General features: G+C 34.0%; 10 protein-coding genes. 2 read left to right on the forward strand and 8 right to left on the reverse strand.

From position 1 onward, the window contains the following. Window positions 1–157: 157 nt before the first annotated feature. Together ABID42_RS13565 and ABID42_RS13570 are read right to left on the reverse strand one after the other, a co-directional pair. The gene (locus ABID42_RS13565) at window positions 158–2,710 is read right to left on the reverse strand and encodes a M14 family metallopeptidase (protein WP_367284104.1); all 2,553 of its coding nucleotides are present in this window, start codon (window positions 2,708–2,710) and stop codon (window positions 158–160) included. A 197-nt stretch (window positions 2,711–2,907) separates the two neighbouring features. Then, on the reverse strand, window positions 2,908–3,300 hold the full coding sequence (locus ABID42_RS13570) for a TraR/DksA family transcriptional regulator (protein ID WP_184130671.1): 393 nt from the start codon (window positions 3,298–3,300) through the stop codon (window positions 2,908–2,910). Window positions 3,301–3,720: 420 nt separating this feature from the next. Between ABID42_RS13570 and ABID42_RS13575 the strand changes: the two genes are divergently transcribed. Beyond that, window positions 3,721–4,995: a Glu/Leu/Phe/Val family dehydrogenase gene (locus ABID42_RS13575; protein ID WP_323260467.1), complete on the forward strand. Its 1,275-nt coding sequence runs from the start codon at window positions 3,721–3,723 to the stop codon at window positions 4,993–4,995. 47 nt (window positions 4,996–5,042) lie between these two features. Here the strand turns inward: ABID42_RS13575 and ABID42_RS13580 are convergent, their stop codons facing one another. The 4 genes from ABID42_RS13580 to ABID42_RS13595 form a co-directional block, all read right to left on the reverse strand. Continuing rightward, window positions 5,043–5,807 carry a phosphoglycerol geranylgeranyltransferase gene (locus tag ABID42_RS13580; protein WP_323260465.1) on the reverse strand — a complete coding sequence of 255 codons (765 nt, stop codon included), beginning with the start codon at window positions 5,805–5,807 and terminating at the stop codon, window positions 5,043–5,045. After that, entirely contained in the window at window positions 5,785–6,183 is a 399-nt protein-coding gene (locus ABID42_RS13585; protein WP_367284105.1) for a hypothetical protein, read from the reverse strand. The genes ABID42_RS13580 and ABID42_RS13585 overlap by 23 nt, the downstream gene beginning before the upstream one ends. 140 nt (window positions 6,184–6,323) lie before the next feature. Next, window positions 6,324–6,677, reverse strand: coding sequence for a phage holin family protein (locus ABID42_RS13590; protein WP_367284106.1), 354 nt, complete (start codon window positions 6,675–6,677; stop codon window positions 6,324–6,326). 28 nt (window positions 6,678–6,705) lie between these two features. Beyond that, window positions 6,706–8,016: an Nramp family divalent metal transporter gene (locus ABID42_RS13595; RefSeq protein WP_367284107.1), complete on the reverse strand. Its 1,311-nt coding sequence runs from the start codon at window positions 8,014–8,016 to the stop codon at window positions 6,706–6,708. Window positions 8,017–8,263: 247 nt separating this feature from the next. Between ABID42_RS13595 and ABID42_RS13600 the strand changes: the two genes are divergently transcribed. Then, complete coding sequence (locus ABID42_RS13600; protein ID WP_323260705.1) at window positions 8,264–8,929, forward strand: metal-dependent transcriptional regulator; 666 nt, start codon at window positions 8,264–8,266, stop codon at window positions 8,927–8,929. Between the two features lie 416 nt (window positions 8,930–9,345). Here the strand turns inward: ABID42_RS13600 and eutC are convergent, their stop codons facing one another. Both eutC and ABID42_RS13610 read right to left on the reverse strand, forming a co-directional pair. Further along, on the reverse strand, window positions 9,346–10,101 hold the full coding sequence (gene eutC, locus ABID42_RS13605; RefSeq protein WP_367284108.1) for an ethanolamine ammonia-lyase subunit EutC: 756 nt from the start codon (window positions 10,099–10,101) through the stop codon (window positions 9,346–9,348). 130 nt (window positions 10,102–10,231) lie between these two features. Further along, complete coding sequence (locus ABID42_RS13610) at window positions 10,232–13,378, reverse strand: WD40 repeat domain-containing protein (protein WP_367284109.1); 3,147 nt, start codon at window positions 13,376–13,378, stop codon at window positions 10,232–10,234. Window positions 13,379–13,381: the final 3 nt, after the last annotated feature.

Consider the following 13,381-nt stretch of genomic DNA (forward strand, 5'->3'; position numbering starts at 1 on the left):
TGAGTTATGAGCAATGAGCTTTTGTATTTTAATAAAATTTAATCAAAAAGCCCTTAAATTTCTAAACTACATTAGAAAATTTAAGGGCTAAATTGATAATAAATCTTAAGCTTTCAAAAACAGATTCCGAAACCCGAAATCACCAATCCAAAATGGATTAATCTTCATCTCCGCCACGCACTCCTGAAAGTATCGTTGAGCCAAAGAAAATAGCATTCAAGAATAATTTGTTTGTGCCGTACCAGAATGCTCTGAAATTTGGATTATCTGTCATCACAATTACTTTTCCCGCTCCGAAAGACGTTGCTACTACCGAAGGAGTATTTTTCATTAATTTCTTGTTTCTTTCGGTTACGTAACCACTCACAAGCGGGTCATTTGTATAAATCAGTGGCGCATTGTATGGGTCTTTAATTTTCTCTAAGTAAATATTATTGTCTCTGAAAACGCTTAAAGTTTGGTCTTTATAACCATAACCAATTGGGTGCGTCGGGTCTAATTTTACTTGGAAAATCGCACCACTTGTTTGTTGCGCACCTTTGTAGCGTTCAGCCAAAGCATAAGGTTTTGCAGTAGCTGTATCAGCAGGAATCGTTTTGATTTTTACAGGTGATAAACCTTTGGCAACAGCCCATTCTACAGCATCCGTCAAAGTAATCAACGTTCCGCCATTGCGTACCCACGTTTTGATTTTCTCTTCATTCAAAGTACTGTACTCTCCACTTGAAAGAATCAAAGTATTATACTTCTCTAAACTCATGCGGTTTACTTGCGTAATATCCGACATCGTTAATGGAACATTTACTCTGGTATCCAACAAATGCCAAATTTCTCCTGCATCGTTTGGATTCACCCCTGCGCCCGTCAGCATCAATACTTTTGGCTGACGCATCGGTGCGAAATAGCTACTTCCTAAATCAATTCCCGAAGGCGTTAGTCCCGTTTGCAAAGCATAAAAATCAATACCATCACGTTCGGCAAGTGTTTGTATCAAATTTTTTAAAGCGTTAAAATCAGCTTGTTGGTTTGAGCCAAAAGTGACTTCAACCGTTCCGTAGCTAAAGTTTTTCGTTCCGCCTTCAAAAACGCCCGTGAAAGGTTCTGTCGCTACTTTTAGTTTGTAACCTTTTTTCTGCAATTCATAAGCGGTTCTTGGAGCGAAGTATCCGTCCCACTCAAACACATAACCATAAGTAGTATTGCCAATGATTTTTCCTTTCGGGAAATCATTTTTGGTCAATTTATCACCTAAAGTAGGCGCAATTTTTGCTTCAGAATAAGGTACATTAAAACAATGTGGCATCGACCAAGCCGAAATATCATAAAAAAGCGAATCTTCAAAAGTTGTTCTTTTTTCAAAAATCCCTTGAACCAAACGGTACTGTGGTTGGCTTAATGGCACAACGAACGCTTCTCCTTTTTTGAAAGTTTTTCCGTCTAATACTTCATCTTTTGATACATTGAAAACATCAATTTCGTGTTGACGAAGAATGTTAATCATTTCCCAAACTTTTACTTTATCATTTCCTCCGCCAAAAACGAATGCTTTTGTTGCCGAAGTAGATTTTTCTTGATAGAAATTTCTTTGATAATCTAACAAATCCTGACGCAAAGCTTTAGCCGCACGCAAAGTAGAAAGTGTTGTTACAAACTGATTTCTTACAGTAAAAGCAAAGCTCATATTGCCATTTTGTGTTTCTTGCAAATGCCCACGAGAACTGGCTTGCTCAAACAAAATTCCGATACTTCCTTGAACGTCTGGAAAAGTAGAACCTTTTCCGTAATAAAAATCATCATAACCTTCTTTCGTAAAATACAATGAACCGATTTTATCTAAAGCCGTAGCATGAAATTTTCCGATTAATTCTGTTATATCAATATTTTTTTTCGGAGTAAGCGGATGTGTTCTCGCTGGAATGCCCGGTTGGAAAAAGAAAGAAGAGTTTGGACCCATTTCATGGTGGTCGGTCAGAATATTTGGTTTCCACTCATGGAACTTCTGAATTCTACCTTTACTTTCTGGATGTTGGGTGTAAAGCCAATCACGATTTAAGTCGAACCAATAATGGTTAAAACGACCGCCTGGCCACATTTCATTCAATTCACGGCTATTTGGGTCGGCCACTAAATTGTTACTTTTATTCGCATTTACCCAGCTTGAAAAACGTTCGCCACCATCTGGATTAATTCTTGGGTCGAGTAAAATCACCGATTCATTCAAAATAGAATCTATTTCAGCACCTTGCGCCGCCGCCAAATAATACAAAGCCAGAACTGAAGCATTTGTACCGCTCGCCTCATTACCGTGTACAGAATAGCCCATCCAAACTACGATAGGCATATTTTTAGTATCTAAACCAGAGGATTTATCAGGTTCAACCAATTTGTGGTGGTCGGCTTTGATTTTATCAACATTCGCAAGATTCTTTGGGGAAGAAATCGTCAGGAGTAATAATTGACGGTTTTCATAAGTACGTCCGTACTCGCTTAATTCGACTCTATCAGAAAGTTCAGCTAGTTTTTTCATGTAGCCCAAAAGTTGCTCGTGTTGAATGTGCCAGTCGCCTACTTGATAACCCAAATATTGCTGAGGGGTTGGAATCTTTGGGTCGTAGTTAATATTCTGAGGAAGAAAATAGCTGTTAGGTACTTGTCCGAAACAAGTATGAGCTAGCATAAAAAACAAAAAAGCGGCTAACCGCTTTTTCATTGAAATGTTGATAGGAGAATTGTTATTCATATTTATTAGTTTGATGATGATAATGCAGGATTGTAAAGGAGCTATGTTATTCACAGCTCAGAAGTATTTTAAATTTTTGAAGAGTAAAACAAAAGACACAAGAAATTTCGTTGAAGAGATTTTATAAAACCCTACAATCTTTAATGCTCAACTTACTTCTCAAAAAACTAGCGTTGTTTCATCAACTTAGCTTCAATCGTTTGTTGTGTATGAGGCACTGCTCTTAAGCGTTCTTTTGGAATTAATTTTCCAGTATCAATACATACACCATAAGTGCCATTTTTGATACGAATCAAAGCATTTTCTAATTGCGTAGAAAATTTTTGTAAACGTGCTGCTAATTGACTCATACTTTCTTTTTCTGAAGTATCAGCGCCATCTTCCATTGGTTTTGAGCTACCCGCTGTAACGTCAGTTCCTGGATCATTGCGTTTGTGCAATGCTTCACGAATGTAGTTTAGCTCTCCACGTGCGTCTTCAAGTTTGCTCGTGATAAGTACTTCAAATTCTTTTAGCTCTTCCTCAGAGTAACGAGTTTTTTCTTCTACAATAGTGTTCATATTCTAATAGGGCTATTTGGGTTGAAGATTTTAAATTAATAGCGTTTAAAATTTACGCAAAGATAAATGGTTCAAACTTAAATTTGCAATATTTCAAGAATAAATAAAATTTTTCTAAAATTTTATAATTCCTTAATTTTTGAAATTAACCAATGAATATTTGGCAAATGAACCTATCTTCCATAAAGTTAAAAAGCAAAACGCAAAAAAACCTCAAAATTATGTTTTTTGATTGAAAATCAGGTATTTCTACTTACGTTAAAAGTACTTGTTTTTGTTGTTTGAAGTGTGTTATGTTTGTGCATTATCAACAAAAACTAATCTCAAGCATTGATTACCATCCATTTAGAAAAAAACAGGAAATAGTATTTTCTTAATATTACTGTTTTCAGAAGGTTGGCAGTCGATGATATAAAGACAATGACTTACATAGAACCAGCTCCGATTAAGGACAAGGAAAATCCGCTAGAATCAATGATGCAACGCTTTGATAAAGCCGTTGAATTATTGGGAATCTCTGATGAAATGTATTACATCTTAAAAGTACCTGCTCGTCAGGTAACTGTAGGGTTGCCCATTACAATGGATAATGGAAGTATTAAAGTATTTGAAGGCTATCGAGTGATTCACTCTAATATCCTTGGACCGTCGAAAGGAGGTATTCGTTTTGACCCTGCCGTGAATATTGATGAAGTAAGAGCTTTGGCTGCTTGGATGACGTGGAAATGTGCCGTAGTGGATATTCCTTATGGTGGTGCTAAAGGCGGAATTGCTTGTAATCCTCGTGAAATGTCTGCTGGCGAAATGGAACGTTTGATGCGTGCTTATACGGTTTCGATGTTAGATGTTTTTGGCCCAGACAGAGATATTCCAGCACCAGATATGGGCACAGGGCCACGTGAAATGGCTTGGCTGATGGATGAGTACTCTAAAGCAAAAGGAATGACTGTAAATGCTGTTGTGACAGGAAAACCACTGGTTTTGGGTGGTTCATTAGGTAGAACAGAAGCTACAGGTAGAGGAGTAATGGTTTCGGCTTTAGCTGGAATGGATAAATTGAAAATTAATCCTTATAAATCATCTGCGGCTGTTCAGGGTTTTGGAAATGTAGGTTCGCACGCTGCTAATTTATTGCATGAACGTGGAGTAATGGTAAAAGCGATTTCTGATATTTCAGGAGCATATTATAATGAAAATGGGATAGATATTGAAGGTGCTATTAAATTCAGAGATTTGAACAAAGGTACTTTAGAGAATTTTCCAGGTGCTGAAAGAATCAGTCATGAAGAATTATTGACACTAGATGTTGATGTACTTGTTCCTGCTGCCAAAGAAGATGTTATTAACAATGAAAATGCACCTTATATTCAAGCCAAATTAATCGTGGAAGGTGCTAATGGCCCAACATCAGCATCTGCCGATGATATTATTAATGACAAAGGAATTTTGGTTGTGCCAGATATTCTAGCGAATGCGGGTGGGGTAACGGTTTCGTATTTTGAATGGGTTCAGAATAGAATGGGCTATAAATGGAATTTAGACCGTATCAATCGCCGTTCGGATAGAATTATGAAAGATGCTTTTGATAAAGTATTCTTGACTTCGCAACAATTTAAAGTACCAATGCGCATTGCCGCTTATATTGTAGCGATTAAAAAAGTAGCAGATACTTATAAATTCCGTGGTGGTTATTGATAAATGTTTAGGATTGTCAGCTTTTCAAAGTTGACAATCCTTTATTTTTAAGAATTAACAAAACGTTCATTAAAGCCTCTTACCGTTTTGGCAATTTCTTTAATTAAATCTACTCTTTCTTCAATGGCATTGCCTACAACAATTACGTCGGCACCAGCTTTTAAAGCATCTTGTGCTTTCTTCGCTGAATTAATTCCTCCGCCAACAATTAAAGGAACTTCAACAGATTGCTGTACGGCGGCAATCATTTCTGGTGAAACGGCATTATAAGCGCCAGAACCAGCATCCATATAAATCAATTTCAATCCTAACATTTCGCCAGCCATTGCTGTACAAGCTGCAATACTTGGTTTATCGTGCGGAATTGGCGTTGTATTTGAAATATACGAAACTGTTGTTTGGCGACCGCTATCAATAATCATGTAGCCTGTTGGTAATACTTCTATGCCACTTCTTTTAAGAATTGGGGCGGAGATTACTTGTTGTCCAATCAAATAATCAGGGTTTCTTCCTGAAATTAAAGATAAAAACAATACGCCATCTACTTGATTATTAAGATGTAAGCTATTTCCTGGAAATAAAATAACAGGAATGTCGCTACTTTTTTTAATTTCAATAATAACCTTTTCCATAATGTGGCTGGTAATTAAGCTACCGCCCACAAAAAAGAAATCTACCGCTTGTTCTTTACTCAAAGCTATTAAATGCGAAAAGCTGTCTTCATTGACTTTGTCGGGGTCAATCAAGACAGCAAATGCTTTTTTGCCTTGGGCTTTTAGCTCGTAAAATTTATTGAGAAGATTTCTCTGCATGATTTTCTTTTAAAATCGAAAGGGCTTCCATGACTTTATCTTTGGCAATTGCCATTAAAAATGACAGCATGTAACCTTTAATAGATGAAATAAGCCAAGATTCTTTCGTTTTTTCTTTTTTTACAACAACAGGCAGATTAGTATTTTCTGAAACCTTAGTTGTTACTTTTTTGTCAGAATCTGAACTGAAAAAACTAAATATCAAATAAGTGGTAGCCAAAACGCCACCCACAATCAGTGCGGTTGTACCGATACGAGTCGCCTCTGATTTAAGGTCACTTACTTGTCCGTCAATCGTTTCTTTATATGCTTTTGCTTCTAAATGTAACTCTCGTTTACGTTCAGAGATTTTTTTTGGGCTAACTACTGGAAACATAATCTTCACGTGGTTCTGTTATTGTACGAATAAAATTCATTACGAAACTTACTAATACAATAACTGTGTACGTCTCTAAAACTACTCAAAAGTAATAAAAATTGCTTTTTTGACTGAAAATTTAAAGAAAGAATTCTTTTTTAATTTTCTTGAAATACTGTTTCAGCTTCTTCTTCAATACTTTCTGTGATTGTATCAGGTTTAAGTAAGGTTTTTCCAAGATGGAAAACATAAGCGACAACAATTGCTAACAAAATTGTAACTGCAAGAAAACCAAGATATTCACTTTTGAAAACATGGTTTAAAAATAAAGCCAAAGTCAGCAATGAAAACATGAAAAGCATTCCCGCTGAAAGTACAAGGATTGCTCCGATAACCAACTTTTTAATCGTTTCTTGAACACGCTCTTCTACTTCAAGTTTGGCAATTTCTATGTGCGTTTGAACGTACTTATAAATATTTTCAATCAATCCGTTTGTCTCTGGTATTTTCATGGCTTACCTATTTTTTCAATACAAATAACTAAAAAATAGTATCCCAAAGCAAATATCCATTCAAGGCAATGATGATAATTGCTACAATCCAAGCGCAAATTTTCATCAATTTTGAATTCACAAATTCACCCATTTGAGTTTTATCACTTGTGAAAACAATCAAAGGAACCACTGCAAAACTAAGTTGTAAGGATAAAATTACTTGACTCAATACCAATAAATCTCCCGTACCTTTTTCTCCATAAATAATTGTAACAATCAGCGCTGGAATTACGGCTATTAAACGAGTAATGAGTCGTCTCAACCAAGGTTTTAGTCTTAAATTCAAAAAACCTTCCATGACAATTTGCCCAGCCAAAGTACCTGTTAAAGTAGAGTTTTGACCAGAAGCCAATAAGGCTACAGCAAAAAATATACCAGCGAATTTTACACCCAAAACGGGGTCAAGTAAATGATAAGCATCGTTGATGTCTGCCACATTTTGATTGCCAGTATTGTGGAAAGTTGCCGCTGAAATAATCAAAATAGCTGCATTGATAAAAAAGGCAAGTGATAAAGACAAGTTGGAATCTATCGTTGCAAAAAAGATGGCCGAACGCTTGCCTTCACTATTTTTTTCAAAATTACGAGTTTGAACAATGCTAGAATGTAAATACAAATTATGAGGCATTACTGTTGCACCCAAAATTCCAATGGCAACATAAAGCATTTCTGGATTGATGATGATTTGAGGTTTGGGTAAAATACCTCCCAAAATTTCATTTACTGATGGTTGTGAAACAAAAATTTCATAACCAAAACAGCAGAAAATCATGAAAATTAAACCAGCAACAATACATTCTAAAGCCCTAAAGCCTTTTCCTTGAAAGTATAAGAGTACTAAAACATCTAAAACCGTAATGACGACGCCTACTGTGAGGGGTAAGCCAAAAAGTAAATTAATGGCAATGGCTGAACCAATTACTTCTGCTAAATCGCAGGCAGCAATGGCAATTTCGCACAAAACCCATAAAGCAATGGCAACAGGTTTTGAATAAGCGTATCGACAAGCTTGTGCTAAATCTCGTCCAGTGGCAATGCCTAATTTTAAGGAAAGATGCTGAAGGAGCATCGCAAAAAGGTTGGAAATCAGAATTACGGAAAGGAGCGTATAACCAAATTTTGAACCACCAGCAATATCTGTCGCCCAGTTTCCTGGATCCATATAACCAACCGCTACCATTAAGCCTGGTCCTGTAAAAGCCCATAATTTTTTATAAAACGACCCCGTTTTAGGCACTTTTATAGAACCATATACTTCTGGTAATGAATGGTTTAAAATAGTGTTTTTTATATTCATATTAAATATGCTATGTAATTGTAAGGTTTGTCGATTGTAATAATCATTATTTCCTTTTTGTAATCAATTCATAAAGGATTTACAACGAAGGTTTAATGACTATAGTTACATAAGTGATGTAAATTTATTTTTTGTTAAGTACAATTCAAAATATTTTTTTAGATTAATCTAAAATTTAATTATTCGCTTATTAAATAATATCTTTGCATTGCAAATAATGCTCTTATTATCCCCAAAAATTGCCATCATGACTTCATTCACAGAAGAAAACTACCTTAAAATAATTTATAAGCTTTCTGCGGAAACCGACAGTGAAGTCAGCACGAATGCTGTTGCAGAACTGACACTTACCAAAGCGGCATCAGTTTCGGATATGCTTAGGAAACTTTCAGAAAAACAATTAGTTAATTATCAGAAATATCAAGGTGTTAGGCTAACTGAACTTGGCGAAGCTGTGGCATTGAAAGTTATCAGAAAGCACCGTTTATGGGAAGTATTTTTGGTAGAAAAGTTAGGTTTTAATTGGGATGAAGTACACGAAATTGCAGAACAATTAGAACATATTGATTCAGAAGAATTGGTTGAAAGATTAGATGAATTTTTAGGTTTTCCGAAATTTGACCCTCACGGTGACCCAATTCCTGATACTTTCGGAATTATGCCTGAATTGAGGTATCAGAACCTTTCAGAAATTACTGTTGGACAAAGTGTTGTGATGGTAGGCGTTTCTGAGCATTCGGCAACTTTTTTACAATATTTAGCCAAAATGGGTTTGACATTGGGTTGCCAAATTGTTGTGAAAGAGCTGAACGATTTCGATAAATCACTTAATGTAAATCTTGGTGACTTATCAAATCATTTTATTAGCCATGAAGTAGCCAAAAATTTACTGGTAAAAAGTATTAAAAACTAAGAACAAAAAAAAACCTAACAACGCCGCCACGTTGCTAGGTCTAAAAAATCTGCGTTACAAGAACGCAGTGCAAAGGTACAAAAAATGGAGTTTAAGTCAAGCATTTATTGAAAATTGCAAGTGTATTTCCTGAAATTTTGTACGAACTAAGATTTTTATTTGGTAAACACCAAGAATTTATTGACGAAACAAAAAATCCTCCCTTTACTTTTTTAACTAGTTTTTACTGAAATAAGCCTTTTTTTTATAGATTATCTTTCAACATAATACCGTTTTTTCTCAATATTAGGTCTTTTCTCTTTTTTGTTGATTTTAATATTTCAAGTAATTTGAATGATATATTCAACATTACATTCAAAATAAAGGAGATTGAATCGTTTGGCTTAAATGAAGACTAGCGATAAATACTCAATTTTTTAAAGTAGTTGTTTTTCTGCCATTTCATCCTTTAATTGTACGCCACTTATTTTTTTTACTTTTATTTCATTAAGTAAGTAGAAAATCTTTTCTGAAGCTAACTCATAATTTAATCCTTCTGGACGAATATTCGAAACACAATTTCTACTTTCGTCGGTCAGTCCTAATTGTGGTTGGTATGTAATATACGCACCCATACTGTCGGGAGATGTAAGTCCGGGGCGTTCGCCAATTAAAATGATTACAATATTTGCCTTTAGTAAAAAACCAATCTCATCTGCAATTGCTACTCGTCCTTGTTCAACAATACAAATCGGTGCGATTTCCCAGTTTTCAGTTTGAAGTTTAGGAATTAAATGATTCAAAAAAGGAAAAGCGTGTTCATTGACGGCACTTGCCGAAAGTCCATCGGCGATTACAAAACAAATATCTGATTCACTGGCATCTTCTTCCAATAAAATTTTTCTAGATGCTTGGTTGATTGTTCTTCCTAAATCGGGTCTTTGTAAATATTGTGAACGAGATTTTACTTCACTTTGTAGCCGTAATACTTCCAAATTAAAATGCAGTAAAAAGGACTGAAACAATTCCGCTACTTTTAAATCTGAATAAACTGCATCACGGGCTTGCGCATGGTCTGCTTGAAATTTCAACAATTCAGCCGTAGGCAAACTATGCCCAACCCGACCACGAGCAATGCGAGCGGGAGTATAATTTTGCAAAAATTGCCATTGGTCGGCTTTGTTGATTTCCATGTTGTGATTCATTGAGTGATTTAATGAATGAGCGATTTAGTGATTAATCAATTGAATTAAAAAATTGATTTTATTTTTGGCTAATTCTTTTCATTTTGATTATCGAAAAGAACAGCAAAAAACTCAACACTTAATCAACTCCATATTTCTTCTTTATCTCCTCATCCAAAGGCAAGAGGTATTTATCTCCAAAAGCCTTTATCCATTCTTGTATTTCCTCAAATTTATAATCTAACGCCTCACAATCGCCGTAACTCATTAAATTACCCTGCTGTGTTTGTAAATCTGTTTTAACAATGGCTTTACCAACGGTGACATAGAGATAGCGATTGCCTATGATTTGTACTTGTGTAGGCTCTTTATTTAACCATAAAGTTTGAATTAAAGTGTCGGAGATTATGTCGTATGTTTTGACATGATGGTTAGTGATAATAACATAAAAGGTACTATTAGGAGAGAGCTTGACTTTACTATTGTTATTAAAGACATGTTTCTGTTTTAAAAAATCATTCATTTTACCCGTTGCTACCTCCCATACTTTAGATGTATTATTTTTATACATTACTTTTAGCCATTTACCATTAGGAGAAAAATAGAACTTAATAATGTCTTTCTCTTGCTCTAAAAAACTATGTTTTTCCCCTGATGCTAAGTCCCATACTTTGAGACAATAATTTTTGTCTATTGTTATCAACCATTGTTCATTAGGCGAAAAATAGAACTTAACAATGTTTTTGTCTTGCTCTAAAAAACTATGCTTTTTTCCCGATGCTAAGTCCCATACTTTGAAACAATAATCTTTATTTTTTGTTATCAACCATTTTTCATTATGAGAAAATTTGAAATCAATAATATATTTCTCCTGATTTAAAAAATCTGGCAATTTCATAGTTGCTACATCCCACAAACTGTAAGTATCATTTTCACCTTTTGTTATTAACCATTCTTCATTAGATGAAAACTGGGCATATCTAAAGTCGTACTCCTGATTTAAAAAATGTAGCATTTTTCCTGTTGCGGTATCCCATACTCTGTATGTATTATTATTTCCTTTTGTTATGTACCATTTACTTTTAGGAGAAAAATTAATATCAAGATAGTCATCCTTTTGCCCGTAAACGTCATACGTTATTCCTGTTGCTACCTCTAATATTCTATACTTAGTATTTTTATAGCGTATTATCATCCAATTTTCATTATGGGAAAATTTAGCTTCATAGAGATCAATCCTATTCTTTGAAAAATCATGTATTTTTCCTGTTGCTACATCCCATACTTTGAATGTATTATTTTTATACTTTGTTATCAACCATTTATAGTTAGGAGAAAAATTAGCACTAATAATTTCTTCCTCCTGCTCTAAAAAAGTATGTATTTTCCCTGTTTCCAACTCCACTATTTCATAAGTGTCATTTTTATCTTTTGTTATCAACCACTTATCTTTAGAGTAAAATTGGGTACTAATAATATCTTTCTCTTGCTCTAAAAAAGCACGTGTTTTCTCTGATTTAACCTCCCAAGCTTTGTAAATATAATTGTTATCTCTTGTCACCAACCATTTGTCTTTTGAGGAAAAAATGGACTCACTAATGTCTTTCTCATGTTTTATAAAATCAAGTATTTTCCCTGTTTCCAACTCCACTATTTCATAAGTGCCATTTTTATCTTTTGTTATCAACCATTTATTATTAGAAGAAAATTTAGCGTAAATTAAATTTTTCTCTTGTTTTATAAAATCAGGTATTTTCCCTTTTGCTAAATCCCATACTTTGTATGTGTCATTATTATCTTTTGTTATTAGCCATTGATTATTAGACGAAATATTGACCTCACTAATGTCTTTCTCCTGCTTTAAAAAGTCGGGTATTTTCCCTTTTTCTAAATCCCATATTTTTTTTTCGAAAGTATCATTCCATCCACCTAAAGTAGGATCTATATATCGATGTTCTGTTATCAACCATTTATCATTAGAAGAAAATTTAGCTTCATAAATATTATTGTAATGATTAAAAAAGTCTAGCTTTTTTCCTGTTACAATCTCCCATATTTTGAGAGTATCCATCCTATCATTTGTTATCAACCATTGATCCTTAGAGGAAAAATAAGCATTTCTAATGTTGCACTCTTTTTTTAAAAAATCATGTATTTCCCCCGTTGCCATTTCCCATACTTTAGATTTGGAATCCTTATTGATGGTCATCAACCAATTATCCTTAGAGGAAAAATAGGCATCTCTAATGTCATACTCCTTTTTTAAAAAATCAAGTATTTCCCCTGTTGCTACATTCCATACTTTCGCTGAATCATTTTTATCTTTTGTTATCAACCATTTATCATTAGAGGAAAATTTAGCATAAATTAGGTTTTTCTCCTTTTTTAAAAAAACAGGGATTTTCCCTTTTGCTATATCCCATACTTTGGTATCATTATTAGTTTTTGTTATTAACCAATTATCCTTATAGGAAAAATAGGCATCTTTAATGTCACATTCCTTTTTTAAAAAATCAAGTATTTTCCCTGTTGTTACATTCCATACTTTCGTTGAATCATTTTTATCTTTTGTTATCAACCATTTATCATTAGAGGAAAATTTAGCATAAATTAGATTTTTCTCCTTTTTTAAAAAATCAGGTCTTTTCCCTTTTATTATATCCCATACTTTGTATGTATAATTATCACTCTTTGTTATTAGCCATTCATCATTAGAGTAATAATAGGTTTCTCTATTGGTAAAAAAAATACTTTTACAATGCCATTGATGAATATTACTCTGGTTAAAGATAGTTTCACTGGCTTGTTTGATAGTTTTTAAAACCCTTGTGTCTTTGGTTTTAGAATAAGCTTTTTCTAATAATCTCATGCCTTGTATAGGGATCAGCTTATCTGCTTCAGATGTCCAATAAAGGGCTTGAGCATTATTTTTTTCTATAATGGCTTGTTCTTTGGCTTTTTGCTCTCTGACTAAAGATTCTCTTACTTTAATAGTAGCTTTGTCTGCTAATTTCTTAGCAGAATCAATTTTATTGTAAATAATAATATTGAGTTGGTTGGTTTTTTTTCTAATAGAGTCTGCATCTTTATTTTTAAAACTCTCTAAGCATAAATAAATAGCATTGATTTTCTCTAATGCTTTTTGATAATTATAATTACCCTTAGCATCTTTGATTGTGTCTTTTTCAGCGGAGTAATATATATCCCAGCAAGGTGATTTTTGTCCTACTAATAGGATAGGATTAAAAAAAACTATAAAAAAGAGGAGAAAGAATATTTGTTTCATCTT

The organism is Arcicella rosea (assembly GCF_040543805.1).
Lineage (GTDB): Bacteria > Bacteroidota > Bacteroidia > Cytophagales > Spirosomataceae > Arcicella > Arcicella rosea.

Excerpts from the sequence above, each read along its gene's own strand:
- ABID42_RS13565 (WP_367284104.1), bottom strand. The coding sequence starts at position 2,710 with ATGAAAAAGCGGTTAGCCGCTTTTTTGTTTTTTATGCTAGCTCATACT.
- ABID42_RS13570 (WP_184130671.1), bottom strand. The coding sequence starts at position 3,300 with ATGAACACTATTGTAGAAGAAAAAACTCGTTACTCTGAGGAAGAGCTA.
- ABID42_RS13575 (WP_323260467.1), top strand. The coding sequence starts at position 3,721 with ATGACTTACATAGAACCAGCTCCGATTAAGGACAAGGAAAATCCGCTA.
- ABID42_RS13580 (WP_323260465.1), bottom strand. The coding sequence starts at position 5,807 with ATGCAGAGAAATCTTCTCAATAAATTTTACGAGCTAAAAGCCCAAGGC.
- ABID42_RS13585 (WP_367284105.1), bottom strand. The coding sequence starts at position 6,183 with ATGTTTCCAGTAGTTAGCCCAAAAAAAATCTCTGAACGTAAACGAGAG.
- ABID42_RS13590 (WP_367284106.1), bottom strand. The coding sequence starts at position 6,677 with ATGAAAATACCAGAGACAAACGGATTGATTGAAAATATTTATAAGTAC.
- ABID42_RS13595 (WP_367284107.1), bottom strand. The coding sequence starts at position 8,016 with ATGAATATAAAAAACACTATTTTAAACCATTCATTACCAGAAGTATAT.
- ABID42_RS13600 (WP_323260705.1), top strand. The coding sequence starts at position 8,264 with ATGACTTCATTCACAGAAGAAAACTACCTTAAAATAATTTATAAGCTT.
- eutC (WP_367284108.1), bottom strand. The coding sequence starts at position 10,101 with ATGGAAATCAACAAAGCCGACCAATGGCAATTTTTGCAAAATTATACT.
- ABID42_RS13610 (WP_367284109.1), bottom strand. The coding sequence starts at position 13,378 with ATGAAACAAATATTCTTTCTCCTCTTTTTTATAGTTTTTTTTAATCCT.